33 protein-coding genes and 1 tRNA gene are annotated in these 25,558 nt (G+C 62.1%); 23 read left to right on the plus strand and 11 right to left on the minus strand.

Annotated features, from left to right (window positions below; genetic code table 11):
* The 10 genes from HU720_RS04795 (at nucleotide 1) to HU720_RS04845 (ending at nucleotide 4,687) form a co-directional block, all read left to right on the plus strand.
* Complete coding sequence (locus HU720_RS04795; protein ID WP_186517705.1) at nucleotides 1-954, plus strand: Lar family restriction alleviation protein; 954 nt, start codon at nucleotides 1-3, stop codon at nucleotides 952-954.
* Nucleotides 955-1,122: 168 nt separating this feature from the next.
* Nucleotides 1,123-1,311, plus strand: coding sequence for a hypothetical protein (locus HU720_RS04800; protein ID WP_186517706.1), 189 nt, complete (start codon nucleotides 1,123-1,125; stop codon nucleotides 1,309-1,311).
* Between the two features lie 84 nt (nucleotides 1,312-1,395).
* A complete protein-coding gene (locus HU720_RS24225) occupies nucleotides 1,396-1,710 on the plus strand; it encodes a hypothetical protein (protein WP_238337626.1) in 315 nt (104 codons plus the stop codon).
* Nucleotides 1,707-1,973: a hypothetical protein gene (locus HU720_RS04815; protein WP_186517709.1), complete on the plus strand. Its 267-nt coding sequence runs from the start codon at nucleotides 1,707-1,709 to the stop codon at nucleotides 1,971-1,973. The genes HU720_RS24225 and HU720_RS04815 overlap by 4 nt, the downstream gene beginning before the upstream one ends.
* A complete protein-coding gene (locus HU720_RS04820; RefSeq protein ID WP_186517710.1) occupies nucleotides 1,970-2,293 on the plus strand; it encodes a hypothetical protein in 324 nt (107 codons plus the stop codon). The genes HU720_RS04815 and HU720_RS04820 overlap by 4 nt, the downstream gene beginning before the upstream one ends.
* Nucleotides 2,290-2,595: a hypothetical protein gene (locus HU720_RS04825; protein WP_238337627.1), complete on the plus strand. Its 306-nt coding sequence runs from the start codon at nucleotides 2,290-2,292 to the stop codon at nucleotides 2,593-2,595. Before HU720_RS04820 ends, HU720_RS04825 begins: the two co-directional genes overlap by 4 nt.
* A 43-nt stretch (nucleotides 2,596-2,638) precedes the next feature.
* Entirely contained in the window at nucleotides 2,639-2,980 is a 342-nt protein-coding gene (locus tag HU720_RS04830) for a hypothetical protein (protein WP_186517711.1), read from the plus strand.
* 50 nt (nucleotides 2,981-3,030) lie between these two features.
* The gene (locus tag HU720_RS04835) at nucleotides 3,031-3,348 is read left to right on the plus strand and encodes a hypothetical protein (protein ID WP_186517713.1); all 318 of its coding nucleotides are present in this window, start codon (nucleotides 3,031-3,033) and stop codon (nucleotides 3,346-3,348) included.
* 39 nt (nucleotides 3,349-3,387) lie between these two features.
* Nucleotides 3,388-3,633, plus strand: coding sequence for a DUF4224 domain-containing protein (locus HU720_RS04840; protein ID WP_186517715.1), 246 nt, complete (start codon nucleotides 3,388-3,390; stop codon nucleotides 3,631-3,633).
* Between the two features lies 1 nt (nucleotide 3,634).
* On the plus strand, nucleotides 3,635-4,687 hold the full coding sequence (locus HU720_RS04845; protein WP_186517717.1) for a site-specific integrase: 1,053 nt from the start codon (nucleotides 3,635-3,637) through the stop codon (nucleotides 4,685-4,687).
* Nucleotides 4,688-4,783: 96 nt separating this feature from the next.
* On the opposite strand, the gene HU720_RS04850 is transcribed toward HU720_RS04845, so the two are convergent.
* Both HU720_RS04850 and sohB read right to left on the minus strand, forming a co-directional pair.
* A tRNA-Cys gene (locus tag HU720_RS04850) sits at nucleotides 4,784-4,857 on the minus strand.
* Nucleotides 4,858-5,000: 143 nt separating this feature from the next.
* Nucleotides 5,001-6,020, minus strand: a complete 1,020-nt coding sequence (sohB, locus tag HU720_RS04855) for a protease SohB (protein WP_186517719.1) — start codon at nucleotides 6,018-6,020, stop codon at nucleotides 5,001-5,003.
* Nucleotides 6,021-6,218: 198 nt separating this feature from the next.
* On the opposite strand from sohB, the gene HU720_RS04860 reads away from it, so the two are divergent.
* From HU720_RS04860 to HU720_RS04875, 4 genes are all read left to right on the plus strand, one after another.
* Complete coding sequence (locus tag HU720_RS04860) at nucleotides 6,219-6,932, plus strand: histidine phosphatase family protein (protein ID WP_186517721.1); 714 nt, start codon at nucleotides 6,219-6,221, stop codon at nucleotides 6,930-6,932.
* A 55-nt stretch (nucleotides 6,933-6,987) separates the two neighbouring features.
* Entirely contained in the window at nucleotides 6,988-7,305 is a 318-nt protein-coding gene (locus tag HU720_RS04865) for an SCP2 sterol-binding domain-containing protein (RefSeq protein ID WP_132841644.1), read from the plus strand.
* A 198-nt stretch (nucleotides 7,306-7,503) separates the two neighbouring features.
* Complete coding sequence (locus tag HU720_RS04870) at nucleotides 7,504-8,571, plus strand: phosphotransferase family protein (RefSeq protein WP_186517723.1); 1,068 nt, start codon at nucleotides 7,504-7,506, stop codon at nucleotides 8,569-8,571.
* Nucleotides 8,572-8,604: 33 nt separating this feature from the next.
* Entirely contained in the window at nucleotides 8,605-9,372 is a 768-nt protein-coding gene (locus HU720_RS04875) for an SDR family oxidoreductase (RefSeq protein WP_186517726.1), read from the plus strand.
* A 3-nt stretch (nucleotides 9,373-9,375) separates the two neighbouring features.
* Here the strand turns inward: HU720_RS04875 and HU720_RS04880 are convergent, their stop codons facing one another.
* Nucleotides 9,376-9,726, minus strand: a complete 351-nt coding sequence (locus HU720_RS04880; protein ID WP_186517727.1) for a hypothetical protein — start codon at nucleotides 9,724-9,726, stop codon at nucleotides 9,376-9,378.
* A 117-nt stretch (nucleotides 9,727-9,843) separates the two neighbouring features.
* On the opposite strand from HU720_RS04880, the gene HU720_RS04885 reads away from it, so the two are divergent.
* Nucleotides 9,844-10,140: an RcnB family protein gene (locus HU720_RS04885; RefSeq protein WP_186517729.1), complete on the plus strand. Its 297-nt coding sequence runs from the start codon at nucleotides 9,844-9,846 to the stop codon at nucleotides 10,138-10,140.
* Here the strand turns inward: HU720_RS04885 and HU720_RS24230 are convergent, their stop codons facing one another.
* Nucleotides 10,141-10,542, minus strand: coding sequence for a GGDEF domain-containing protein (locus tag HU720_RS24230; RefSeq protein ID WP_238337628.1), 402 nt, complete (start codon nucleotides 10,540-10,542; stop codon nucleotides 10,141-10,143).
* Between the two features lie 522 nt (nucleotides 10,543-11,064).
* Between HU720_RS24230 and HU720_RS04895 the strand changes: the two genes are divergently transcribed.
* From HU720_RS04895 to HU720_RS04910, 4 genes are all read left to right on the plus strand, one after another.
* Nucleotides 11,065-11,253: a hypothetical protein gene (locus tag HU720_RS04895; protein WP_186517731.1), complete on the plus strand. Its 189-nt coding sequence runs from the start codon at nucleotides 11,065-11,067 to the stop codon at nucleotides 11,251-11,253.
* A 67-nt stretch (nucleotides 11,254-11,320) separates the two neighbouring features.
* Nucleotides 11,321-11,713 carry a bacteriocin gene (locus HU720_RS04900; protein ID WP_186517733.1) on the plus strand — a complete coding sequence of 131 codons (393 nt, stop codon included), beginning with the start codon at nucleotides 11,321-11,323 and terminating at the stop codon, nucleotides 11,711-11,713.
* Nucleotides 11,714-11,856: 143 nt separating this feature from the next.
* Nucleotides 11,857-13,686: an SLC13 family permease gene (locus tag HU720_RS04905; protein ID WP_186517735.1), complete on the plus strand. Its 1,830-nt coding sequence runs from the start codon at nucleotides 11,857-11,859 to the stop codon at nucleotides 13,684-13,686.
* A gap of 102 nt (nucleotides 13,687-13,788) precedes the next feature.
* Nucleotides 13,789-15,213: a GGDEF domain-containing protein gene (locus tag HU720_RS04910; protein WP_186517858.1), complete on the plus strand. Its 1,425-nt coding sequence runs from the start codon at nucleotides 13,789-13,791 to the stop codon at nucleotides 15,211-15,213.
* Nucleotide 15,214: 1 nt separating this feature from the next.
* Here HU720_RS04910 and HU720_RS04915 read toward each other — a convergent pair whose 3' ends face one another.
* Nucleotides 15,215-15,976 (minus strand): TSUP family transporter, encoded by a 762-nt coding sequence (locus tag HU720_RS04915; protein ID WP_186517737.1) that lies wholly within the window; start codon nucleotides 15,974-15,976, stop codon nucleotides 15,215-15,217.
* A 100-nt stretch (nucleotides 15,977-16,076) separates the two neighbouring features.
* Between HU720_RS04915 and HU720_RS04920 the strand changes: the two genes are divergently transcribed.
* Nucleotides 16,077-16,994, plus strand: a complete 918-nt coding sequence (locus HU720_RS04920) for a LysR family transcriptional regulator (RefSeq protein WP_186517739.1) — start codon at nucleotides 16,077-16,079, stop codon at nucleotides 16,992-16,994.
* Nucleotides 16,995-17,115: 121 nt separating this feature from the next.
* Here the strand turns inward: HU720_RS04920 and HU720_RS04925 are convergent, their stop codons facing one another.
* Nucleotides 17,116-17,307 (minus strand): hypothetical protein, encoded by a 192-nt coding sequence (locus tag HU720_RS04925; RefSeq protein ID WP_186517860.1) that lies wholly within the window; start codon nucleotides 17,305-17,307, stop codon nucleotides 17,116-17,118.
* 227 nt (nucleotides 17,308-17,534) lie between these two features.
* On the opposite strand from HU720_RS04925, the gene HU720_RS04930 reads away from it, so the two are divergent.
* On the plus strand, nucleotides 17,535-19,721 hold the full coding sequence (locus HU720_RS04930; RefSeq protein ID WP_186517741.1) for an ATP-binding protein: 2,187 nt from the start codon (nucleotides 17,535-17,537) through the stop codon (nucleotides 19,719-19,721).
* 9 nt (nucleotides 19,722-19,730) lie between these two features.
* On the opposite strand, the gene HU720_RS04935 is transcribed toward HU720_RS04930, so the two are convergent.
* Nucleotides 19,731-20,222, minus strand: coding sequence for a GNAT family N-acetyltransferase (locus HU720_RS04935; protein ID WP_186517743.1), 492 nt, complete (start codon nucleotides 20,220-20,222; stop codon nucleotides 19,731-19,733).
* A 141-nt stretch (nucleotides 20,223-20,363) separates the two neighbouring features.
* Here HU720_RS04935 and HU720_RS04940 point away from each other — a divergent pair, with 141 nt between their 5' ends.
* Nucleotides 20,364-21,083 carry a TorF family putative porin gene (locus HU720_RS04940; protein WP_186517745.1) on the plus strand — a complete coding sequence of 240 codons (720 nt, stop codon included), beginning with the start codon at nucleotides 20,364-20,366 and terminating at the stop codon, nucleotides 21,081-21,083.
* 121 nt (nucleotides 21,084-21,204) lie between these two features.
* On the opposite strand, the gene HU720_RS04945 is transcribed toward HU720_RS04940, so the two are convergent.
* On the minus strand, nucleotides 21,205-21,687 hold the full coding sequence (locus HU720_RS04945) for a GNAT family N-acetyltransferase (RefSeq protein WP_186517862.1): 483 nt from the start codon (nucleotides 21,685-21,687) through the stop codon (nucleotides 21,205-21,207).
* A 100-nt stretch (nucleotides 21,688-21,787) separates the two neighbouring features.
* Nucleotides 21,788-21,988 carry a DUF1289 domain-containing protein gene (locus tag HU720_RS04950; protein WP_186517747.1) on the minus strand — a complete coding sequence of 67 codons (201 nt, stop codon included), beginning with the start codon at nucleotides 21,986-21,988 and terminating at the stop codon, nucleotides 21,788-21,790.
* A gap of 154 nt (nucleotides 21,989-22,142) precedes the next feature.
* Here HU720_RS04950 and HU720_RS04955 point away from each other — a divergent pair, with 154 nt between their 5' ends.
* The gene (locus tag HU720_RS04955; protein ID WP_186517749.1) at nucleotides 22,143-22,727 is read left to right on the plus strand and encodes a biliverdin-producing heme oxygenase; all 585 of its coding nucleotides are present in this window, start codon (nucleotides 22,143-22,145) and stop codon (nucleotides 22,725-22,727) included.
* On the opposite strand, the gene HU720_RS04960 is transcribed toward HU720_RS04955, so the two are convergent.
* Together HU720_RS04960 and HU720_RS04965 are read right to left on the minus strand one after the other, a co-directional pair.
* Nucleotides 22,715-23,128 (minus strand): DUF6508 domain-containing protein, encoded by a 414-nt coding sequence (locus tag HU720_RS04960; RefSeq protein ID WP_186517751.1) that lies wholly within the window; start codon nucleotides 23,126-23,128, stop codon nucleotides 22,715-22,717. The genes HU720_RS04955 and HU720_RS04960 overlap by 13 nt on opposite strands.
* Nucleotides 23,129-23,144: 16 nt before the next feature.
* The gene (locus tag HU720_RS04965) at nucleotides 23,145-25,538 is read right to left on the minus strand and encodes a TonB-dependent receptor (RefSeq protein WP_238337629.1); all 2,394 of its coding nucleotides are present in this window, start codon (nucleotides 25,536-25,538) and stop codon (nucleotides 23,145-23,147) included.
* Nucleotides 25,539-25,558: the final 20 nt, after the last annotated feature.

Here is a 25,558-nt window from a genome sequence, read left to right on the forward strand (position 1 = left end):
ATGCCCACAGAAAACCGATCCATCAACACCGATATGGTCAACGAGATGCTGCCGTGCCCCTTCTGCGGTCAGCAGGACTTTCTCATCGAGCGCCTAGACAGCGACGCCTCAGTGGTGATCTGCCAAGGCCTTACTGGGCCGCATGAGGCTTGCCTGGCGCGTGGCCCAGTCGGCGTGGCACAGGATGAGGGCGAAGAGCAGCCAGGCCGCGACAAGGCAATCGAGCTGTGGAATGCGAGAGCCGAGCAGCGCCAGGGCGAGCCGGTTGCCGTTCTGTACGCCGACGGCACGGTGCTGACAAAAGCAGATTGCGGCGACGCCTTCGCCACCTGTTGCAAGGTGGAAACACCGCTCTACTTGCACGCCGATCCTGACGATGTCGAGCGGCTGCGCGCAGAGGTAGAGAAACAGCGACGCCTCAAAATGCTCGTCGCCGAGAGCCTGCAGAACACGCTGAACAATTGCTCGGTCTACCGCTACCAGTTGGCGGAGCAGAGCGCGCTACTGCAACTGGGCTTGGCGATGATCAATCGAGGAATCGTCAGCTTCGACGACCAGATCGAATACCGGCAGAAGCTGGCCGCCCTATCCGCCAGCGCAGAGCCGAGCAAAATCGGAAATCCCGAATTATCTGCCAGTGCCGCGCCGGCTGCATCGATCCCCGAGGGCTACTGCCTCATGCCCAGGCGGCTCACTGCCGAGAACGGAGCCAAGGCTCTGCTGCTTGGTGAGTTCAAACTGAACGTCGTACGCGAATGCCCTGAGTGCCACGATCTGGAAGAGCCGGTGGAAGGCTGCGAAATCTGCGATGGCGAGGGTGAATATGCGCAGCACCACACGATCCCATGGGACCAGATCAAGTTCATCTACAGCGAAGCTGTGAAGGGTCTTGCAATCCAGCCCGACGCCGTCCTGGAACTCAGATCTGTAGGTGCAACCGATGGCCAAGCCTAAGCGCGGTCGCATAGTTGTTCAGTGCTACGGCAACGTCTGCCAGGCAATGATCTGGCGCAACGATGGGCATGTACACGCCACAGATCGAATGCGCGGCATGCGCCGAGCCTTAGAACACCTGTACGCCGACCGACATCGGTGCAGCAGATGCAATTAGGAATCCAAACAATGAAGGTCCACTGGGCTGTTCATATCGACTACGACCACGACGGGAACGACGATGAGCACTTTTCGGCTTGCGGTGTGGGCCGTGGCAAGCGCGACTGCGATGAGTGGGAATCGGCCAGGTTCAAATCCGAGGTCACCTGCAAGACCTGCCTAAAGGTCATCGCAAAACAAGAGCGCAAGCACTCCTGACCACCAGAGCACATTTGTACTCCACCCAGCTTTAACCCCTCTCCCCTCTATTCACTGCCGCGAGCGAGCGGCCAAGGAATCGTCATGCCTGAAGAAATCAAGCTGATCCAACGCGTTGCCGTCGAGCGCGATCAAGATGGCTGGTGGAGCCACCCCGACGAACCAGAGTTCGAAGAGGATCTGGCGGCCTTCAAGGCCTGGCTCGTGCAGCAGGGCCTGGAGCTGAAGCAGTGGCACATGGATTCGGATATCGGCGACCACCACCCTTACGACGACGGCGAGTGCCACTGTCTCGGCTGGGAGCCGGAATGCCCTGGGCCTGAATGGTTCCTGCTCGGGATCTTCGATACAGAGGAAGGCCCGTGTGTCAGCTGGGCGCGGCGCGAGGTGAAGCCATGACCCGCATAGCCCTCCTCCTCGCACTGCTGGCCGCCGGCGCTAGCGCAGCACCCAAGCCGCAAGACAACGTCATCGACGTGCAGCATGACAGCCAGGGCGGCGTCACCTGCTACTTGCTCAACGGGGTCGGCATCAGCTGCATCCCCGACAGCCAGCTGCAGGCCGGCAACGAGCGCCAGCTCTCACCGCACGAACAACAGGACAAAGGGCCAACACCGGCCGGCGCCCAGGTGCAGTTGATTGAAGAGAGGTATTCGCTGTGAGCAAGAAGAAGACGAGCTTCACGATCGTCCCCACCGAAGAGCTGGCGGAGCTGCGCCGCGATCGAGATCGGCTGAGCGCGATTGAGTCGTGCTGCTGGGATGTCAGGTTCGATAGCCATTCCAACGGCATGGACGGGGACTACAGCATTAGCATAGAGATCGTCGGTCACTACGAGGGCAAGCCGCACGAGCGGGTCATGGGCGAGAACTACAACGAGAATCTGCGCGCCGCCATCGACCAAGCGCTGACCGCTGAGGCGTATCCACCAGAGCGACCAGAGTACGACATCTACGGCAACCCAGAGCGGAGGCGCGCATGACCGACCTGATTGAAGTGAAGAACTCTACCTACTTCCTGCAAGCAGCCATCGACGTACAGGCCGAGCGCGGCAAGCAGTACGACGCACCGGACGGCGCGCGGAGCATGGCCAAGACGGTACAGGCCTTCAACGCCATTACCGGCCATAACCTCTCCGAGGCCGAAGGTTGGCTACTGATGCAGATCGTCAAAGATGTGCGTCAGTGGCAAAACCCGGACAAGTATCACGAGGACAGCGCGCTGGATGGTGTGGCCTATTCCTCGCTGAAGGCTGAGGCCCTGGCCGCCGAGGGCAAGCCATGATCGCCCTCGCCTACATGGCCTACCTGATCTACAGAGGGGCGCGATGAGCGAGCCACCCCTTATCAGCAGTCAGCGCTACCTGAATCGCCAGGTGATCATCAGGAAGGCCACCAAATTCAAGGTGTTCGTCGTCAGAACGGTCGACCTGAAAATGCGCGGCAGGATCTATCGCATCATCCTGGATGGACACCACAACCTTGCCGCAGCACGGCTTATCGGCGCCGAGCCAACCTGGAAAGGTCCGCCACCGAAGTTCCAGCGCATCATGAAGAGCATGCCCCCTGAGAGCTTCGCCGCTTTCATGATCAACAACCTCACCGACAGCGACTGGTACTTCCATGACACCGGCCAAGTAGTCGAAGAGCTGCTCGCGCCGCAGTCGTAACCCCCCCTTACAACTCAAGCCCGCCGACATGCGCGGGCATGGAGAGACTCATGCTCGATTTTCTGGCTCGCCTGTTCAAGCGAAGGAAGAAGTCCAACCAGCGCCCGGTGCTTGCACGGACAGGATTTGCGCGCGGCCACAGCCCGGCAACTGGTAGGCAAGATCCGGTGCTTGATCCGCTCAACCCGCTAAGCCCCGTCAGCCCGCTGCATACAGCCTACCAGGCCGACACCTACGAACCATCGCGGAGCACCAGCAGCTCCTGCTCAAGTCGTGACTACAGCAGCCATGACAGCGGCGGCAGCTACTCGTCGAGCGACAGCAGCAGTTCAAGCGACAGCGGGTCCAGCTCCAGCAGCTGCGACTGACCAACAACCTGCCGCCGCCGGCGGCGTGGAGACCATCCCATGGAAACCGAGATCCTTTCGGACGAAGAGCTGGTGGCGATCACCGGCTACAAACCCCGGGCGTGGCAGCGCCGTTGGCTGAATGACAAGGGCTGGCACTTCGTGGAGAGCCGCGGCGGTCGCCCCCTGGTGGGCCGCCAGTACGCACGCCAGAAGCTAAGCGGCGTGGTGATCGACACCGTGCCAGTCGCTGCAGCACCGCCCCCGGCGCCAGCCTGGGCCCCTGATTTTTCCCGAGTGAAGTGAAATGCGACCCAGAAGTACCGAGAACCGCGATCTACCGCCGGGCATGTACCGGCGCAAGCGCACCAGGAAGAACGGAAAAGTGTGGGTCGGGTACTACTACCGCGACCAGGCCGGCAAGGAAATCCCTCTCGGTACCGACCTGGTGCAGGCCAAGCTGAAGTGGGCCGACTTCGAAGCTAAGGCCACGCCGGCCGAACTGCAAACAATGAAGGGAATTTTCGACGAGTACGAACGCAAGATCATCCCAGGCAAAGCAGCGAGGACGCAGAAGGACAACATCTACGAGCTCAAGCAGTTGCGTGCCGTGTTCGACTCGGCGCCCATCGACGCAATCACGCCGTCAATGATTGCGCAGTACCGCGACTCGCGATCAGCCAAGACCAGGGCAAACAGGGAAATTGCCCTGTTCTCACACGTTTTCAATACCGCGCGAGAATGGGGGCTGACCACTCGGGATAACCCGTGCCTCGGCGTGAGGAAGAACAAGGAAAAGCCGCGCGATTTCTATGCCAACGAAACCGTGTGGGAGGCAATGTATGAGGAGGCTCCACCGGAGCTGAAGGACGCTATGGACTTGGCATACCTGACGGGCCAGCGGCCGTCGGACGTGCTGTCCATGCGAAAGGACGATGTGGAAGGGATCTACCTGCTGGTCAGCCAAGGCAAGACAGGCAAGCGACTGAGGATTGTGCTGGAGGTAGATGGCGCCAAGAACAGCCTTGGCTTGCTGCTTGAGCGGATCGCGCGGAGAACGAGCGAGCACTTGTCGCCGTTCTTCATCATCAACGAGCACGGAAAGCGCATGAGCTGGCCGATGCTGCGAAACCGCTGGGCGGACGCCCGCGAGGCTGCCAGGGTAAAAGCAGAAATTGAAAAGAAGCCTGACCTAGCCAGCCGAATTGCCCAGTTCCAGTTCCGCGATATCCGACCGAAGGCGGCATCGGAGATCAACGATCTGAGCGAGGCAAGCATCCTGCTGGGGCACTCGAAGGAAGGAATTACAGAGCGCGTTTATCGTCGCGTCGGGGCCATCGCCAAGCCTTCAAAAAGCTGAAGTTTCGGAACTCCACCCCTTTAGTTTCGGAACTCATGGCTTTTTCGACCCACAAATAAAAACCCCGCAGACGTTAATCTGCGGGGCTTTAGAATGTGGAGGCCGAGGTCGGAATCGAACCGGCGTAGACGGATTTGCAATCCGGAGCATAACCACTTTGCTACTCGGCCTCAAGTTGGAGTCAGCTTTCGCTATCTCCTTGAAACTGCTGCGCTTTTTCAAACCAGCTGCGTTTCAATGGACGCCATTATGTCGGCAATCGTTTCACCTTGCAACCCCCTTAAAGAAAAAATTCTTCAAGAGGTTCAAGGTGTTAGCGCAGTCGCCCAAGCTTGCTCCACAAACCCACTACGGTGTTTTCCACCGCTGCGCTGGCTGCCACCCCAATACGCTCCTGCAGGCTCTTGCGTTCGGCGTAATGCAAGTGGAAGACGTTGGCTTCGCTGGCACGCTGGCTGAGGTACTCATCGCTGGTGCCCAGTTGGTCAACCAACTGCATGTTCAACGCAGCAATGCCGAGCCAGACTTCGCCGGTGGCGACCTCATCGATATGCAGCTGTGGGCGATAGCGGGCTACGAAATCCTTGAACAGCTGGTGAGTCACGTCCAGGTCTTCCTGGAATTTCTCACGGCCCTTCTCGGTGTTTTCGCCAAACACGGTGAGCGTGCGTTTGTACTCCCCGGCGGTGAGCACCTCGACGTCGATGTCGTGCTTCTTAAGCAGGCGATTTACGTTCGGCAGTTGGGCGACCACGCCGATAGAGCCAAGCACGGCAAATGGCGCGCTGACAATCTTCTGGCCGATGCACGCCATCATGTAACCGCCGCTGGCGGCGACTTTGTCGATGCAGATGGTGAGCGGAATACCCGCCTCGCGGATGCGCGCCAGCTGCGAGGCGGCAAGGCCGTAGCTGTGCACCAGGCCACCACCGCTTTCGAGGCGCAGCACCACTTCGTCACGCGGGGTGGCGAGGGTGAGCAGCGCAGTTATTTCGTGGCGTAGGCTTTCTGTGGCAGAGGCTTTGATATCGCCGTTGAAGTCGAGCACGAACACCCGGCGCTTATCTTCGGGCTTTTTCTTTTTCTGTGCCTTGTCGGCCTTCGCCTGCTGCTTGCGCAGCGCCTTGAGCTCGGCCTTGTCGAACAGGCCCGACTCCAGCCGCTCACGCAGCTCTTTATAGACTTCGTTCAGGCGTGTGACCTGCAACTGCCCGCCCGGCTTGCGCCGCCCTTTGCCGCGCAGGCCGGCAATCGCCGACAGCACCACCAGAATGGCGATGACCAGCGTTGCGGTTTTGGCGAGAAAGCTTGCGTATTCGGCAAGAAACTCCACAGTGACTCCTTGATAGACCTGCGCCCCATCGGCGCGAAACAGTGCCAAGCATACCGGTGCGCAAACCCCACTGCCAGCCAGGGAAAACGCTGGCAACACAGTTCAAACAACCTTTTCAAACGCTTGTATGTTTTTTCGTTGACAGCCCGACTGGGGCGTCCTAACCTCGCAGCAACTCCACCCAGGCCGGACTTCTTTGTGGGCAACCTCTACCTGATCCGACATGGCCAAGCCTCATTTGGTGCCGACGATTACGACGTGCTCTCGCCCATCGGCGAGCGCCAGAGTGTCGCCCTCGGTGAGCACATGGCTCAGTTGGGGTTGCAGTTGCAGCGCTGTGTCGCCGGTAGCCTGCGCCGCCAGCAAGACACCGCGCGCCTGGCGCTGCAGGCCATGCAAGGCAATGGCGCCAACGTTCCGGCCATAGACACCGATACTGCATTCAACGAATTCGATGCCGACGGCGTGATTCGCGCGCTGCTGCCCGCATTGCTGCCCGATGAGCCAGAAGCGCTACACATCCTGCGCAACGGTGCCCAGCACCGCAGCGAGTTTCAGCGTTTGTTCGCCTTGCTGGTACAACGCTGGCACGCCGGCGACCATGCCACGGATGCGCATCTGGAAACCTGGCAAGCCTTCACCAGCCGTGTCGGCGCTGGCCTGCAACGCTTGCTGGCCCAGGCTGCCAGCGGTGACGACATAGCGGTCTTCACCTCAGGCGGCACCATCGCTGCCCTGCTCCACCTGACTACCGGCATTACCCCAGCGCAGGCTTTTGCCCTGAACTGGCAAATCATCAACACGTCGCTCAGCCAGCTGAAGTTCCGCGGCCGTGACGTGGCACTGGCTTCCTTCAACAGCCAAGCCCATGTGCAGCTGTTGCGGGCGCCGGAGCTCATCACCTACCGATGAACCCGGCCTGTTTAGTCCCCCCGGGACACAAAAATCACTTAATAAGGAATACACCATGACCTCCGTCGCCGATGCCGTGAAAAAGATGCAAGAGAAGTTCAACCCATCCGCCGCTGCTGGCCTGGACCTGGTGTTCGGCTTCAACATCACCGATGAAGACAAGCAGTACGCGCTGATCGTCAAGGACGGCACCTGCGACCTGCAAGAAGGCGAGAACCCAGACGCCAACTGCACCTTGGTCATGGACAGCGAAACCCTCAAGGGCATCGTCAGCGGTGAAACCGATGGCATGCAAGCGTTCATGGGCGGCAAGCTGCGTGTTGAAGGCGACATGATGCTGTCGATGAAACTCAGCGAACTGTTCCCGTCCTGATCGACGCAGTCACCGCCACCAAAAAACCGAAGCCTGATGCGCTTCGGTTTTTTTTCGCCTGGCCTGTGGTTATGCGGTTATCAAGCCCAGTGATCGCTCGGCAACACCCGAGCCTATATACGCCTGGCACGCTTGTACCAATAACGGCGGGAAATTAGATTAACCAATCGTCTCTGCCCTGGCCCATAAGGAAACCGCATGACGCTGACCGACCAGTCCACCCAGGTGCGCCCCGGCGAGGAGCTTGATGCCAGCGTCATCGACCCTTACCTCAAAGCTCACATTCCGGGCTTGATCGGCAACCCGGCCGTCAGCCAGTTCCCGGGCGGCGCCTCCAACCTGACGTACCTGGTGGCCTACCCCGGCAAGGAATTCGTGCTGCGCCGCCCACCGTTCGGGCAAAAGGCCAAGTCGGCCCACGACATGGGCCGCGAGTTTCGCATTCTTACCCAGCTCAACGAGGGCTTCCCGTATTGCCCCAAGGCGTATGCCCACTGCACCGACGCCAGCCTGATCGGCAGCGAGTTCTATGTCATGGAGCGGGTCAAGGGCATCATCCTGCGCTCGGACATACCCGCTGAGCTTGACCTGGACGCCAGCCGCACCGAAGCCCTGTGCAAGAGCTTCATCGAGCGCATGGTCGAGTTGCACCAGGTGGACTACAACGCGTGCGGGCTGGCCGATCTTGGCAAACCCGAGGGCTATGTGCAGCGCCAGATCGAAGGCTGGAGCGCACGCTACGAAAAAGCCCTGACCCCTGATGCCCCGCACTGGCAGCAGGTAATCACCTGGCTGCACGACAAGATGCCCGCCGATCACCCGCGCCCGGCCATCGTGCACAACGATTACCGCTTCGACAATGTCATCCTCGACAGCGCCAACCCGATGCGCATCATCGGCGTACTGGATTGGGAGATGGCCACCCTGGGCGACCCGCTGATGGACCTGGGCAATAGCCTGGCCTACTGGATCGAGGCGGGCGACCCGGCCCCGGTGCAATTGATGCGCCGCCAACCGAGCAATGCTCCCGGCATGCTGAGCCGCCGGCAATTCGTCGACCATTACGCAGAATGTGCCGGCATTCGCATCGACAACTTCGACTTCTATTACTGCTACGGGCTGTTTCGCCTGGCCGGCATCGTGCAGCAAATCTACTACCGTTTCTTCCACGGCCAGACACAGGACAAGCGCTTTGCCCAGTTCATCCAGATGAACCGCTTGCTTGAACAGATGAGCCTGCAACTGATCGGCAGGTCTCCCCTGTAACCCTGGCAACGCCCGACCATAAGGAAAACCGGCATGTCCAAGACCCAGCTGTTCGACCTCGACGGCAAAATTGCCTTCGTTTCCGGTGCCAGCCGCGGCATCGGCGAGGCCATCGCCCACCTGCTGGCCCAGCAAGGCGCCCATGTGATCGTCTCCAGCCGCAAGCTCGACGGCTGCCAGCCGGTGGCCGATGCAATTATCGCGGCCGGGGGCAAGGCCACTGCAGTAGCCTGCCATATTGGCGAAATGGAGCAGATTGGCCAGGTGTTCGCCAACATTCGCGAACAGTTCGGGCGCCTGGATATCCTGGTCAACAACGCCGCCACCAACCCGCAATTCTGCAATGTGCTGGACACCGACCTTGGGGCGTTCCAGAAGACCGTGGATGTGAATATTCGCGGTTACTTCTTCATGTCGGTGGAGGCCGGCAAGCTGATGCGCGAGCATGGCGGCGGCAGCATCATCAACGTGGCGTCGATCAACGGCGTGTCACCGGGTGTGTTTCAGGGGGTTTATTCGATCACCAAGGCGGCGGTGATCAACATGACCAAGGTGTTCGCCAAGGAATGCGCGCAGTTTGGTATCCGCTGCAACGCCCTGCTGCCGGGCCTGACCGACACCAAGTTCGCCTCGGCCTTGGTCAAGAACGACGCCATTCTCAACACCGCCCTGCAGCAAATCCCGCTCAAGCGCGTGGCCCAGCCTGGCGAAATGGCAGGTGCGGTGCTGTACCTGGCCAGCGCAGCCTCCAGCTATACCACCGGCACTGCGCTGAATGTGGATGGCGGTTTTCTGTCCTGAGGGTTACAGGCAGGTAGCCGCTGCCGCCTTGCGCTGCAGGGCCACCTGGTCGTCTTTCTGCGCGTAGTAGTCCACCCGCGTACCGCCGGCCTGGGCGTAAACATCGACGAACGACTCGGCTTCGCGGGTGTATACCGTGAAGCCTCCGGTTTTACGCGCTTGCAGGTAGCCGCTGGCGTCCACGCCAAAGGCCCGCTCTTCCTGCCAGCTGAACTGGATGCACTGGGCGACCAGGTCCGGGGCCTTGTGCGAGGCCAACTGCGCGGTCGGTGCGCCGTTGCGCGCCGCTTCCATGGTTGACGATGCGCAACCCACCAACAGCAGCGCCACAGTCATCGGCAGAATCGCTCGCATGTTCCATCCTCGGGGCAAAAAAGAACGCGACTCTAGCATTGCTGAGTAGCAGAGTGAATTCTGCGCCCCAAGCCGTTGTCGCAGAACAAGACACCGTAGATAACCTGAGGACACTCCATGAACCTTCGCCCCCTGTTCTGCGCCCTGCTGCTCACCAGCGCCCTGCCCCTCGCCGCCACGGCTGCCGAGTCAAAGCAGGAAAGCGTCCAGGCCCCGGAAACCCACAACCGGGAGCTGAAAGTCGGCGACAAGGCGCCCGACCAGTACAAGCGTGAGGACAAGGCCATCAAGGACTGGCGCGCCAAGGGCCTGCCGGCTCCTGAGAAAGAAAGCCACTGGGTGCTCATGGGCAAACAGTATGTGCTGGTGCAGATCACCAATGGCGTAGTGCTGGCAATCCAGCCTGGGTCCTGATCAACCGGCGCCCGCCAGGGCCACCAGGCGCACCGCGTTGCGCCCACCGGCCTTGGCCTGATAGAGCGCAGCGTCGGCCTGGGCCAGCACACTGGCGACGGTGTCTGCAGGCCCAGGCACGGCGCACCAAAGCCCGACACTGAAGCGCAGGCCGATTTCACGGCCGGCAGAGTGTGCAGGGTTGGCCGCAATGGCCTCGCGCATGCGTTGCAGCGAATCCAGTGCCTGTGCCAGTGGTACACGGGGCAGCAACACCAGAAACTCTTCGCCGCCGTAGCGCCCCAGCTGGTCTTGGGGCCGCAGTTGCTGCTGCAATTGGCGAACGCAGTGGCACAGCACCTCATCACCCGCCAGATGGCCATGCATATCGTTGATGCGCTTGAAGTGGTCGATATCGATCATCGCCAGCGCAAGGCTCGCCTGGGCGCTGCGTGCCTGCTCCAGCGCCTGGGCAACACTGTCGAGAATGGCCTAACGGTTATAGGTACCCGTCAGCACATCGTGCAGCGCCAAGTGTTGCAGCCGCGATTCGCTGCGTTCCGTGGGTGTAGCAGACATAGGCCAAGGCGTGGACGAGCAGACCGCAGCGGTCAACAGCAAGTTGTGCGACGGTTGATGAGCTGGCCGACCAGCAACAGGCAAAAAGCCAGGATGGTCGCAACCAGGGCAACAGCGGCGAACAGCGTCGGGGTATGGGCGATCATCGTGATTCACCGTGCAGGCAGTGGCCGTCTTGGTTGCAGCCTGAGAGCAAGTCTAGGGCGCATGTCCGCAGGCAGCCATGGCCCAGCGGGACAGAACAGCAGCTATCAAACCCGGCAACGGTCAAAAGCACGGCAATATTTTGCGCAACAGAGAACCAAAATGAACGTCTCAGGTCCTAGAAACTGCCCGGTAAACCGTTACCGATCATGGACCTAGCCAATGTTTCCACGTATCGCCAGCGTTTCTCTGATCGCCGCCATGCTGCTGCTCGGCGGTTGCTCTCACCACCATCACCATGACCGCGATGACGGCTGGCGTGATCGCGATCACCGCCACTCTTCGCGCCATGACCGTGACCGTGACCGTGATGACGACAATCGCCAGTACCGTGACCGCGGCTACCGCTAACGCGTCTTTCACTGCCTGACTGGCCGCTTTATAGCGCGGCACCTTCCCTGACTTGAGGTTTCACAACATGCGTCTGACTCTGCCCTCCCTCGCCCTCGGCCTGCTGCTGTGCCAGGGTGCCTTTGCCGGTGACGGCACTGCAGCAATTGGCGGCGGCCTCGGCGGCGCCCTGGGCAACGTGGTCGGCCAGCAGATCGGCGGCAGCACCGGTGCTGCCATCGGCGCGGGCCTGGGTGGTGCAGCCGGCAGCGCCGTGGGCGCGCGCAAGGGCAACCGCACCGAAGCGGCCCTCGGCGGCGGGCTGGGTTCGGCAGGCGGCTCGCTGCTGGGCGGCAAGCTGGGCGGCAGCAACGGCTCGACCATCGGCGCAGGCCTGGGCGGTGCGGCGGGTGGCGCAATCGGCAACCACATGGGCGACAGCGGCAAGAGCAAGAAACACAAGCGTCGCCACCGCCACTGACAAGTCACGCCAAGACTGCGGGGCTTGCCCGCGGTCGCTTGGCGCACAAAAACATTGCAGCACGTCAACGACGTTTGTCGCGCAAGCTGCCACACTGGTGCAACTGCCGTTCGTGCCCCTGTGTGAAGGAACACCCCCTCCCCATGAACCATGAGTTGCTCTGGGTCCTTGGCCTGCTGGCCGTCGTCATCGTCCTGTTCATCATCAACCGCCCACGCATGGACGTGGTCGCCTTGCTGGTGATCCTCGCCCTGCCGTTGTCCGGCATCCTCAGCGTAGAGCAGGCCCTGGCCGGCTTCAGCGACCCCAACGTAGTACTGATTGCCGCCTTGTTCGTGATCGGCGAAGGCTTGGTACGCACCGGCATTGCCCTGCGCATCGGCGACTGGATGAGCGAGCGGGCCGGCAACAGCGAAGCGCGCCTCATTGTGTTGCTGATGGTTTCGGTGGCCGGGCTCGGTTCGGTGATGAGTTCGACCGGCGTGGTGGCGATTTTCATCCCGGTGGTGCTGAGCATTGCCGCGCGCATGAAACTGTCGCCCAGCCGGCTGATGATGCCCCTGAGCTTCGCCGGCCTGATCAGCGGCATGCTCAGCCTGGTGGCGACACCGCCCAACGTCGTGGTGCACAGCGAGTTGGTGCGCCACGGCGAAAGCGGCTTTACCTTTTTCAGCTTTACCCCGTTCGGCCTGGTGGTGCTGGTGCTCGGCATCGGCTACATGCTGCTGACCCGCCACTGGCTCAACGGCGAAGTGCGCAAGGACGGCCGCGCCGAAACCCGGCGCACGCTGCTGGACCTTGTGCTCGACTACAAGCTCAACGGCCGTGAACGGCGCCTGCGCATCCGCCCGCATTCCCCGCTGATCGGCCACACCCTGGGTGAGCTGGAACTGCGCACCCGCCATGGCGCCAACGTGGTCGGCATCGAGCGTCAGCACAAGTTCACCACCCGGGTGATCACCGCCGATTCCGGCACGGTGCTGCAACAGGGCGATATTCTGCTGCTCGACCTGTTCGCCAACCGCGACGACCTGCGCAGCCTGTGCCAGGCCATGCAACTTGAGCCCTTGCACTTCAAGGCTGCGTATTTCATCGACCAGTCCCAAGAGCTGGGCATGGCCGAAGTGTCCCTGCCGCCGGGCTCGCAACTGATCGGCAAGAGCATCCTGGAGCTGGCCTTTCGCAGCCGTTACGACCTTAACGTGGTCGGCCTGCGCCGCGACCAGGAGGCCATCGAGGAGCAACTGGTCGAAGAAAAGCTGCGCCTGGGCGACACCTTGCTGGTGGTCGGGCCGTGGAAGGCGGTACGCCTGCTGCAATCCAAACCGCGGGACTTCCTGGTACTGAGCCTGCCAGCCGAAATCGACCAGGTCGCGCCAGCACGCGCCCGCGCCCCTTATGCGCTGATTAGCCTGGCGGTGATGGTCGGGCTGATGGTCAGCGGCGTGGTGCCCAACGTGGTCGCGGCGCTGATCGGCTGCCTGCTGATGGGCGCCGGGCGGTGCATCGATATGAACAGCGCCTATCGCGCCATTCACTGGCCAAGCCTGGTGTTGATCGTCGGTATGCTGCCGTTTGCCCTGGCGCTGCAGAAGACCGGCGGTATCGACCTGGTGGTCAGCGGGCTGGTCGAGCTGCTCGGGGGCGCTGGCCCGAGCGCGATGCTGGCGTGCCTGTTCGCCCTGACCGCCGTGATTGGCCTGTTCATTTCCAATACCGCCACTGCCGTGTTGATGGCGCCGGTGGCAATCAGCACCGCGCAGCAGCTCGGGCTGTCGCCCTACCCGTTCGCCATGACCGTGGCCCTGGCCGCCTCGGCGGCGTTCATGACGCCGGTGTCATCCCCGGTCAATACCTTGGTGCTGGGGCCTGGCCAGTACCGCTTTGCAGATTTCGTCAAAGTCGGCGTGCCATTCACGCTGCTGGTGATGGTGGTTACCGTGGTGATGGTGCCGTGGGTGTTCGGGCTCTGACAAGCGCCCTGCGGCGATTTGACATCAATTACAGACATGAAACACACTGGCGCGACATCGTCCCAAGTGCCTGCGGCTGTTTTCCGGGATTTTCGTTCTAGCCTGCCGGTCGACCCCATGGTGTTTCCCGTTCCCTCGCGCCTGTTGCCACTGCTCACCCTGTTCGGCCTGACCTTCGGCCTTACCTTGGCTGGGATTCTGGCTCGGCCAATCGAATCGCTGTCGCTGTTCTGGCCGGTCAATGCCGTGCTGGCCGGGGTACTGCTGCGCAACCCGCGCCATGCCAGCACAGGCGGCTTCGCGCTCGTGTACCTGGGCATGGTGGCAGCGGACTTTGCCTGTGGCAGCAGTTGGAAGCCGGCGCTGTGGTTCAACCTGTGCAACCTCGGCGCAATCGTCAGTATCTGGTACCTGATGTCACGCCTGCCGCGCATCCACCGCCGGCTGCGTACCCCCCATGGCACCCTGTGCTTGTTCGCCGCCTGCGGCGCGGGGGCGATGGTCGCGGCAAGCCTGGCGTGCGTCGTGGCCGCCCCCTGGTTCGAGCAATCGGTGCGGGCAACCTGGCTTGCCTGGTTCAGCGAGCAGTTCTCCACCAGCGTGCTGGTGTTGCCGCTGCTGCTCACCGCGCCCTCCCCACGAGCGCTGGGCCGCAGTAATGCCCAGCCGATTCGCCTGGCGCCGCTGCTGGTACTGCTGCTGTCACTGGCGCTGAGCATCGGCTTCGGCGGACCTGGCGCCATCGCCTTCCCGATTGCGGCGCTGCTGTGGTGCGCGCTGATCTATTCGCCGTTTTTTGTCTCGGTACTGACCCTGATCGCCGGCAGCACGTTGATCGTGGCGGTGGCGCAGAACCTGGTGCATTTCATTGTGCCGCAGAGCGAACCTGGGGTGACCACGCTGATGTCGGCGCGCCTGGGCATCGCCATGCTGGTGCTCGGCCCGTTGGTGGTTGCCTGCGTGAGCCACGCCAATCGGGGCCTGATGGCGCGCCTTGAGCATCAGGCGACCATCGACCACCTGACCGGCGCCCTCACCCGCAGCGCCTTTACCCGGCGGGCGAATGCGCTGCTCGATAGCCGCGTGCTGCACACTCCGCACGCGCCGTTGACCCTGATGATGCTCGACATTGACCATTTCAAGCACATCAACGACCAGCACGGCCACGCCGTGGGCGACCAGGTGCTGCAGCAGTTTGCGCTCACCCTGCAAGAACAGCTGCACGAGGGCGAGCTGTTCGCCCGGCTGGGTGGCGAGGAATTTGCCATCATCGTGCCAGGCCTTGCCCCGGAGCTTGCCCAGTTCAGCGCCGAACGCGTGCGCCGCGCCGTGCAGGACCTGCGGGTCAGCCAGGCCGAGCTGCAACTGACGATTACGGTCAGCATTGGCCTGGCCGGCTGTACAGACGCCACCCAATCACCGCCGCTGGATGTACTGCTGGCTCAGGCAGACCAAGCGCTGTATCGGGCCAAGGCGCAAGGGCGCAACCGCATCGAACACGCCGAAGGGCTGCGCCAGCGCGGCTGATTCAGCTGGCCAGCAAGTCCCAGGTCAGCTTGGCAATCAACACGCACAGCAGCACCAGGAACAGCCCGCGGACGAACCCCGCGCCTTTGCGTACCGCAAGCCAGGTGCCGGTAAGCGCCCCGAGAATATTGAACACCGCCATGGGCAAGGCTATCGCCCAAAGAACGTTGCCCGAAGGAATGAAGAACACCAGTGCGGCCAGGTTGGTGGCAATGTTGACCAGCTTCGCCGAGGCCGAGGCGTGAAGGAAATCCAGGGCAAAAAAGCGGATGAACAGAAAGATGAGGAAACTGCCGGTGCCCGGCCCGAACAACCCGTCGTAAAAGCCGATGGCGCCGCCTATCAGCACCGCCAGACACTGCTCGCGCCGGCCAATCACACGCGGGGTGTGCAAGGTGCCGAAGTCTTTCTTGCAGAAGGTGTACACCGCCATCAGCACGATCATCACCAGCACCAGCGGGCGCATCAGCCCGGCAGGCACCAGCGACACAGTGGCCGCGCCAAAAAACGACATGACGAACGCGCTGAGCATCGCCGGCACGATCAGCCCCCAATCGAGCTTGACCTTGCGGATGAACGAGCGCGCCGCAAACGCCGTGCCGCACACCGACGCCAGCTTGTTGCTGCCCAGCAGCGCCGCAGGCTGTGCGCTGGGTAGCACGTTGAACAGAGCAGGGATCTGGATCAGCCCGCCACCGCCAACGGCAGCGTCAATCAGGCCGGCGGCGAAGGCGAACAGCGAAAGCAGGGCTATATCCATCATGGGGCGAGGTCCAGGTTGAGCAGTACTGCCGGCAAGACTAATCAAAGGCCCCGCTTTATGTTGAAATGCCACATTGCAAAAACTGCAATCTGGAGTGGGTATGGCCTTGGATATGTTGCGAGAAATGGACGCCTTCGTCAGCGTGGCGCACAAGCGCAGCTTCGTCACCGCCGCCCGCGCACTAGGCCGCTCACCCAGTGCGGTGACCCGCGCAATACAGGCGCTTGAAGACCACACCGGGGCCAAGCTGTTCAACCGCAGCGCCAGTGCCGTGACGCTGACCGAAGCCGGTGAACGGTTGTTACCTCATGCCGAACGGTTGCTGGATGTGCAACGTGATGCCGCCGACGAGTTGGCGGCGCTGACGGGCAGCGCGCAGGGCTGGATCCGCATCGCAGCGCCTGAAGCGCTGGCTTGTCGGGTGTTGCCACAGGTACTCAGCGGGTTTTGCGCCAAGCACCGCCAGGTGACAGTCGATGTGCAATACAGCGACGAGGCCCTGGACCCGCTACAGGGGCGCTTTGATTTCGTGATACGCGGCGCGTTTGCGCAGTCCAGCGAACTGATCGGCTACCCGCTGTGGGGTTACCGCCGCCACCTTTACGCCAGCCCCGAGTACCTGGCGCGTGAGGGGACGCCCGAGGGCATCGATGCGCTGCAGGGGCACTCGCTGATCCTGCACACCGCACCGCGCATCCTCAAAGCCTGGCACTTCTGCCGTGAGGGCAGCATCAGCAGCTTCCGACCACAACCGCGGCTACGCCTGGGCTCCGGTGTTGCCGTGCTGCACAGTACCCTGGCGGGAGCCGGCATCGCCCGCCTGGCAGACTGGCTGGCAGAGCCAGAAGTGCAGGCCGGGCGGCTGGTGCGGGTGTGCCCGGACTACCACCTGACCTCCAGCAACGGCCAAGACCCACAGATGCATGCGGTGTACCCGACGGGCGAGGTCCCTGCCCGGGTACGGGAGCTGCTGCAAGCGGTCCGTGAGGCTCGGCCACAGCCGCCTAAAAAGCCTTGAACAACCGTGTTCATTTTCTGCTCAATCCAACAGAGGCCCCGTGAAGCCTGGCCTGTAGCGTTTTATCCACAGACCTACCCACGATTTTTGTGGACAGTTTCAGCAGCGCTTGCAGGAATTTTTACAGGCGCAACAACGCAGCGTTGGCCAGCCTGACCAATTCGACCCATTCACGGGTGCTGATGACACCGGCGTGCTCCAACGCCTCGGCGTTGCGTAATGCCTGATCGTAGTCATCCTCTTGCAGCACGCCCTCACTCAAGAAGCGATTGCGCCACTCCAACATTGCAGCATTGCCTTCGTTGCATTCCACAGTGCTCATCGACTCCAACCCAGGTGATTGGCCCGTATACCCGGAGCCTGGTTAACGGGGGCGGGAGAGTACACGAGCCCTTCGGGGTTTAGAACGGTTTACCGTGACCGCCCGTCCACCAGTAATAGCACTAGGCCACAACCGGGGTATTCCCCACAAATTGCTCGCCATCGGCAGCGCCATGGCGCACGCTTCACCCCTCAGCAAAAAGGACCGGCACATCGACCATGGCGAAATGGCTACAAGGCGGCGGGCTCATGGCCGAGCGCATCCGCACCCACGACTGGGCCAATACCCCACTAGGCGCGCTGGACACCTGGCCCGATGTGCTCAAGACCACTGTCGCCCTGTGCCTGGCCTCGCGCTTTCCCCAGGCGATCCTGTGGGGTGAGCAAATGCTCACCTTGCACAACGACGCCTTCGCGCAGATTCTCGGCGACAAGCCACCTGCCCTCGGCCGGCCATTCAGCGATGTCTGGCTGGAGGCCTGGGACGACATCGAACACATGGTCCTGCGCGCCTTTGGCGGCGAAGCGGTGTTCATCGAAGACTTCCCGCTGCTGATCGCGCGCAACGGTGCGCCGGAACGCGCTTATTTCACGTTCTGCTACAGCCCTATCCGTGACCATGACGGCCGCGTGGTGGGCATGCTCGATACAGTGACTGAAACCACCGCAAGCGTAGTCGCCAACCGCCGCCTGAATTTTCTCGACAGCCTTGGGCGCGCCGCCGCCAATGCCACCGACCCCGAACGGATCATGGCCACCACTACGCAACTGCTGGGGGAGCACCTGCAATTGTCCAGTTGCGGCTACGCGGTGATGGACGTCGACCAGGACGGCTTTACTATCTGTGGCGACTGGGTTGCGCCCGGCTCGCCGCGCCTGCTGGGCCAATACCGCCTGGCCGACTTCGGCCGCCTGGCGGTCAGCCGCCTGCGCGCGGGGTTGCCGCTGGTGATCGACAACAACCTCACCCAGCTACCGCCCCGTGAGTCGGCCACCTTCCAGGCAATCGGCATCACCGCCACCATTTGCATGCCGCTGATCAAGGACGGGCGCCTGACCGCGCTGATGGCGATCCACGACAAGGCCCCGCGTACCTGGACCCGCTACGAGCAGACCCTGATCAGCGAAGTTACCGAACGGTGCTGGGCGCACATCCAGCGGGGACAGGCTCACGCCGAAGTGCGCGAAACCCTGTCGGCGCTGGAAGCGCTCAATGCCACCCTCGAACAGCGCGTCGAAGAACGCACCGGCCAGTTGCAGCACACCGAAGCCGTGCTGCGCCAGACCCAGAAGCTTGAGGCGATCGGCCAGTTGACCGGGGGGGTGGCCCACGACTTCAACAACCTGCTGACTATCATTCGCTCGTCGCTGCACTTTCTGCAGCGCCCGGACCTGGACGAAACACGGCGCAAGCGCTACCTCAAGACCATGTCCGACACCGTTGACCGAGGTGCCAAACTCACTGGCCAGTTGCTCGCGTTCGCCCGTCGCCAGGCCCTCACGCCACAGGTGTTCGAAGCAGGCCCACGGCTGGAAGCGATGGCCGAGATGCTCGACAGCGCAACCGGTGCGCAGATCCAGGTGCTGCTCGAACTGCCCAGCGAGCCATGCCACGTGCTGGCAGACCTCGGCCAACTGGAAACAGCGGTGATCAACCTCATGATCAACGGCCGTGACGCGATGGCCGGCGAAGGTACCTTGCGCCTGCGTCTGCAGGCCAACCAGCGCATGCCCCAGCCAGCAGGCGTGCCCGCGCAACCCGGGCCATTCGCCGCCATTTCGGTCATCGACGGCGGCGCAGGTATTCCAGCGCACTTGCTCGAACGCATCTTCGACCCGTTTTTCACCACCAAAGCGGCGGGCCAAGGTACCGGGCTCGGTCTTTCCCAGGTATTCGGTTTTGCCAAGCAGTCCGGCGGCGACGTTCAGGTCATCAGCACCGAAGGCCAAGGCACCACCTTCACCCTGTACCTGCCGCAGGTGAGCAATGGGGGTAGCGAGCCCGATAGCCAGCCCCCCTCGCCTGCGCACCACGGCCAGCGGCGGCGGATCCTGGTAGTGGAAGACAATGTCGATGTCGGCAGTTTCACCGCGCAGATCCTGCGCGACCACGGCTACCAGATCAGTTGGGCAACCAGCGCCGAGGATGCACTTGAGCAGATCATCAATGCCCACGAAGGCTTCGACGCTGTGTTTTCAGATGTGCTGATGCCAGGTATCGGCGGCCTGGCACTGGGCCGTCAGCTGCGCCGCAGCCACCCGAAACTGCCAGTGATCCTGACCTCCGGCTACAGCGAGGCGATAGCCGAAGGCGGCCACCAAGGCTTTGAATTCCTGGCCAAGCCCTACTCGGCTGAACAGGTATGCGAGTTGCTCGGCAAAGTGCTGGACAACGAGCCCGGCTGAAGCCTGCACTCAGAGGGCCATGACCATCTCGTGCCAGGCCATGCCGCCGTGGCCAGACGGCGACGGGCGCACGTACTGGTAGCCCATCTTGCGGTACAGCTCCACATGCTGCTCTTTGCACATCAGGTGGATGGTCTGCTTGTGCAGCGCGCGCATGCGCTGGATGAATTCCTCCATCAGTTGCCTGGCATAACCCTTGCCCTGATGCGCGGTATCCACCACCACCGACATGATCACCACGTTGGGCGCCTGCGGGTCATGGCCGACCAGCTCCTTGAACGCTTCATCGGACATCACCACCTCGAAGGCACAGCCGCTGTTGATGAACCCAACGATACCGCCCTGCGCCTCAAGCAGCAGAAAACCCTCGGGGTACTGCGCAATACGCGTGCGGATCTTTTCAAGCGTGGCAGCTTCGTCGCCTTCGTAGGCGCCAATTTCAATGGCGTAGCAGCGTTCGGCGTCTTGCAGGGTGGGTGAGCGAAAAAGCGCGGTAGTCACGTGAGTTCCTGGGCAATCAAAGTGGGTTGGGCTGCCATGGTAGCGTGCATTGGCGGCGGGTGCTGGCCGCGCAAGGTTTTCAGCGGCAGGCCATGCCGTTATCCTTTATGGCCCCTAAGCAGATTTTGCAGGATGGCGCCCATGGTCAGGCCCCTTTTGCTGCTGACGGCAGCCTTGACAATGAGTACTGCGCCGCAGGCTCAACAGATGCAACGCCAGTTGGGCGATTACGATCTCAAACTCGGCACCAGTTCCTCGCGCAGCATGGCCCAAGGGCTGATTTCGCCGAGCGCCACGGGCGCCTTCCATGGTGGCCTGGATGTCAGTCACGCCAGTGGCTGGTACGTGGGCCAATACGCCCCGAGCATGGGGTTGTCGCCTGCCTCGACGCTGCGCCTGGACAGCTACATGGGCTACAAGCGGCGCTTTCACGACAGCCTGGGCCTTGAGGCCGGGTTGATTCATTACAGCCAGCCGACTCTGGCGGGCAACGACAGCTACGCCCTGTATGGCGGGGTTTCGGTGCTGGGCAGCCGTTTTGGTGGGGCCTGGCGCGACAACCCGGACAACCGCACCGGTACTTTGTTTGCCAACCTTGGGCGGCTGCCGCTGCTGGGGCTAGACCTGACCGTCAAGCTTGCCCATCACCAGTTGGGTACGCCCTACACCATCGGCGATGGTAGCCAGGTGGACACGTTCAACGACTGGACCTTGCAGTTGTCACGACCTTGGCAGGGCATTGACCTGGATTTGATCTACAGCAGCTCTGATTTGCAGGGCGGGGGCTGTGCGGCATATTCCGGCGTCAATACCTATTGCGAGGGCATGCTGACGCTCAAGGCGCAGCGGAGCTTTTTCTGAGGGTAGTTTTCAGGATCCGTACCGATAGACACCCATCACTACTGCGAGCCCCAAGGCGAACGGCATTAATAATGCAGCCAGGCTCTGCCTGGACTGTATCCGCAGTCACATTGGCAATCTCTCAAAGGCTGCTTGCCAGTTGTTCCAATTCCTCCCCGGCCAACCGGTAGCGAATCCATTCCGGTTGCGCTTTTGCGCCGATTAACTCGTAGAACTTTATGGCAGGCGTATTCCAGTCCAGGACGCTCCACTCCAGACGCCCACAGCCTTTTTCCACGGCCAAGCTGGCCAGATGCTTCAGCAGCGCTTTGCCTGCCCCCAAGCCCCTGTGCTGGTTAGAGACATACAGATCCTCTAGATACATGCATTGGCGTCCTATCCACGTGGAATAGCTCAGAAAGTACAGTGCGAAGCCCACCGGCTCCTCACCCTGCATGCATATCAGGGCCTTTGCCGGGGAGGCCTCATTGCTTAGGTCGCGTTCGATATCCGCTACGTCAGCCGTTACCTCATGCTCAGCATTTTCGTACCGAGCAAGCTCGGTGATGAAACGCAAAATCAGTTTTGAATCGCTGGCGGTGGCAGGTCGAATATGTAGACTCATAAAAAAACCTTCTGAGGGAGGAATGTCCATTGAATGGTTCGATCCGGGAACATCCGCCGCGATAGAGATGCCTGGCAGAGAACCCCGCGGCAGCGTCAGATCAGGCACCACACCCGCGCTTGGCGCTTTTTTTCAGCAAAGCCTTCACCCGCGCCGCCGCGCGCTGCACGGTGGCCATTTTTTCGGGGCGCTTCATGCCGCGCCATTTGCGGATTTCCTCACGGGTGCGGCCGCAGCTCACGCACAGCTCGCTGTTGAGCTGGCATAGCGACACGCAGGGGTTTTCGATGTCTTTGGCCATGGTCGTTCCTGTCGAGGGCGGGCATCATACCGCAGGCCAAACGCAAACTTTCAGCCTTCCCCTAAACTCCACACGCAGATGGCCGTTACCTGATTGTGCACTCACAGTGCCTTGTTCGCTGACGCTTGCAACCCGAAACCGCCCGGAACCCCCGATGAATGCCATTGCGCAAGCCACCGTTGAACTGCCGCTGAGCAAGCGCCTGAAGGCCAGTTCCAGCAGTGACCACGACAGCGTCGACAACCTGGTCATGGCCGCGCGCCCGTTCGCAAGCCTTCAGCGCTACGGCTGCTTTCTGCGTGTGCAGCACGCCTTCCATGGCGCCATAGACGCCCTGTACCAGCAGGCACCACTGAACCTTCTGCTGCCGGGACTGTGCGACTTGCCCCGCTATCAGGCAGTATGCGCCGACCTGGCAGACCTTGGCCTTGAGGTGCCGGCCAAGCCTGCGCCTGTGGCGCCAGCCGATGCCTGGCACGCCATGGGCTGGTTGTACTGCAGCGAAGGCTCGAACCTGGGGGCGGCGTTTCTGTTCAAGCAAAGCCAGCTGATTGGCCTGAGCGAGACCCACGGCGCCCGCCACCTGGCTGCACACCCCGAGGGCCGAGCCTTGCACTGGCGCCATTTCGTCGCGCTGCTGGACGGGCTGGCTCTGGACGACAGGCAGAACCAAGCCGCCATCCAGGGCGCTCGGGACGCCTTTGATTTTTACCGCCAGGCGCTCGCTCAGAACTTCTGATGCAATTGCGCCAGGCGGCGCAGTATAGCCAGCACCTGCCCTTGCTCAATCATCGTGGCCCAGTGGCCATCGCAAAAACGTTCTCCACGCTTGCAATAGGTCAGCAGCCCGCGTAGCTGCGCCAGGTCCATGTGGGCAATGGCCTGAGGGTCGTCGCGCAGGGCATTGCCGGCCTGGATGCTGTAGTTGACATCGGTCCAGCACGGGCGGTCGAGTACGGCAAAGAATGCCTGCACCCACGGCACATAGACCGGCCACGGATTATCGCCGCGCACCTCGCTGGCCTTGATAGCGACCCCACCTGGGTACAACAGGGGCAGATAGCCGAGCAACTCGTCCACCTCTGCCGGCCCCGGCCATGCCGCATCGGCCTGCGCCGAACTGTTGAACAGCTTGGTCATTCGCGCCCCGCTCCCCTTAGAAATCGACCGTTGCCGACAATTGCAACGACCGCGGATAACCTGGCGAGATCGCCCCGTACGAAGCCACCCCCGACCAGTACTCATGGTCCAGCACGTTTTGCACCGTGGCCCGGAAGGTGGTTGGGCGGCCTTCGATACGCGTCGCGTAGCGCGCCCCCACATCGAAGCGAGTCCAGGCATCGAGCGACTGCGTATTGGCTTGGTCAACGTACTGCCGGGCAGTGTATATCGCCCCGCCCGTCAGGGTGAAACCGTTCCACCACGGTGTGTCCCACTCACCCCACAGGTTGGCCTGGGCCTGCGGCACACCCACCGGTTTGTTGCCCTTGTTGGCGGCATTGGCCGAATCGGTCAAGGTGCCGTCAAGCGCAGTCACTCCGCCCATCAACCTCACACCAGGCGTCACTTCGCCGAACATGCTCAGTTCGACGCCACGGTTGCGCTGCTTGGCTTGCACCGAGAACAGGTTGTCCGCCCCCACCTCACCACTGGGTTTCTCGATCTGGAACAGCGCCAGTGTGGTCATGAAGGTGTCGCGCTCGAACTTCACCCCCAGCTCGTGCTGGCGGGTCTCATAGGGGGCGAAGGACAGGCCGCCATTGTCGGCCGTAGCCGGCGCGATATCACCTTTGCTCAGGCCTTCGACATAGTTGTAGTAAAGCGAGACGTTATCCCAGGGTTTGACCACGACACCCACAACCGGGGTGATGGCACTGTCCTTGTAGCGGGTGGATGTGGCGGGCGTGGCGCCATAGTTGCGCGATTCGATTTGCTGGCGGCGCAGGCCCAGGGTCAGTTGCGCGCGTTCATCCAGCACAGACAGCGTGTCGGTGAGCGCGACACCGGAAAGCTCCGATTCTGAAACCCGCAGCACTTTTGGTGCGCTCAGGTACTGCTGCGGTGTGTCCACCGGATGGTAGATATTCGACAGCACGTCCGTGCCGGTGGTAATGCCGCGTGACAGCTCATCCTGATACCGCGTGGCCATGGCTGTAACCGTATGGTTTACCGGCCCCGTCTCGAACAAGCTGCGCAGGCCAACGTCCACCGTGGAGCGGTCAACGTTGAACTTGTAATAGCCCGGCTTGTTGCTGGTATTACCCGCCGCATCGAGGATTCTGGGCACCTGGTCGGACAACCGTGCCACGTCTGCGCGCCCGCCGCCGGCATGGGCGAACACCGTGAGCGAATCGCTCACATCGTATTCGCCGCCCAGCAGCGCCGACTGCTCGCGGGTACGCGACCAGCCCCAGCTCTGTGGCAGGTTGGTGCGCCCGTTGGGGGCATCAGGCACACCGAAGCCAGGTGCAACGGTGAATGGCCGTGAGGCGCCATCCCAGTGCTCCTTCTGGCTGATGAAATCAAGGTTCAGGCGCAGGCGTTCGCCTTGGTAGTCCAAAGCGATGGCGCCGATGTCCAGCTCACGCTTCTGCTCGTCGATGGCGGTGTCGCCCTGGGCAAGGCTGCCATTGAAACGCACGCCCCACTGGCGGTCTTCACCGAAGCGGCGGCTGATATCAACGTGTCCGCCGGTCTGGCTGGCAGAGCTGTAGCTGGCGGTCAGGCGGGTCAGGTCCTCGGCCAACGGGCGCTTGGGCACGATATTGATCACCCCGCCCACGCCGCTGTTGGGCGAGATGCCGTACATCAGCGCGCCCGGCCCCTTGAGCACTTCGACGCGCTCGGCATATTCGGTGAATACCCGATAGTTCGGCGCCACCCCGTACACACCATCGAAAGCCAGCTCGCCAAGGTTGCCCTCGCCCACCGGGAAGCCGCGAATGAAGAACGAGTCGACGATGCCGCCGGTCTGCCCGGTTGAGCGCACCGATGGGTCACGTTCCAGGGCGTCGGCCACAGTCACGGTCTGCAGGTCGGCGAGGGTCTTGGCGGTGTAGCTGGTGACACTGAACGGGGTGTCCATCACATCCTTGTTGCCGAGCATGCCCAGGCGCCCGCCCCGGGCCACCTGGCCGCCGGCGAACTCAGCGGGCAGGCTGTCCTGTCGCTGCGTGCTGGCCTCGATGTTGGTGGCGTCCAGGGTAATGCCATCTCCCACTTGCGGCCGCAACAATTGGTAGCTGCCATCGCTGCGCTCGACCAGTTGCAGCCCACTGCCCATGAGCAGTTGCTGCATGCCGCTGGCTGGCGAATAAGCGCCGTCAAGGCCAGGGCTGTGCCGGCCATCGGTCAGCGCCGGGTCGAACGACAGGGCAACGCCTGAAGCTACGGCAAAGCTTGCCAGCGCGTGGCCGAGCGGGCCGGGGGCGATGGTGTAGTTGCGCACAGCTACGGTGTCCAGAGGCTGGGCCAGCAGCAACGGGCTGGTGCCACCTGCCACCAGGGCAATGCTGAGCACCAAGGCGGTGCGACGTCTTGCAACAGGCATGACTGAAGGGTCCTTTAAGC

It is taken from the genome of Pseudomonas sp. SWRI51, from assembly GCF_014268825.1.
Lineage (GTDB): Bacteria > Pseudomonadota > Gammaproteobacteria > Pseudomonadales > Pseudomonadaceae > Aquipseudomonas > Aquipseudomonas farsensis.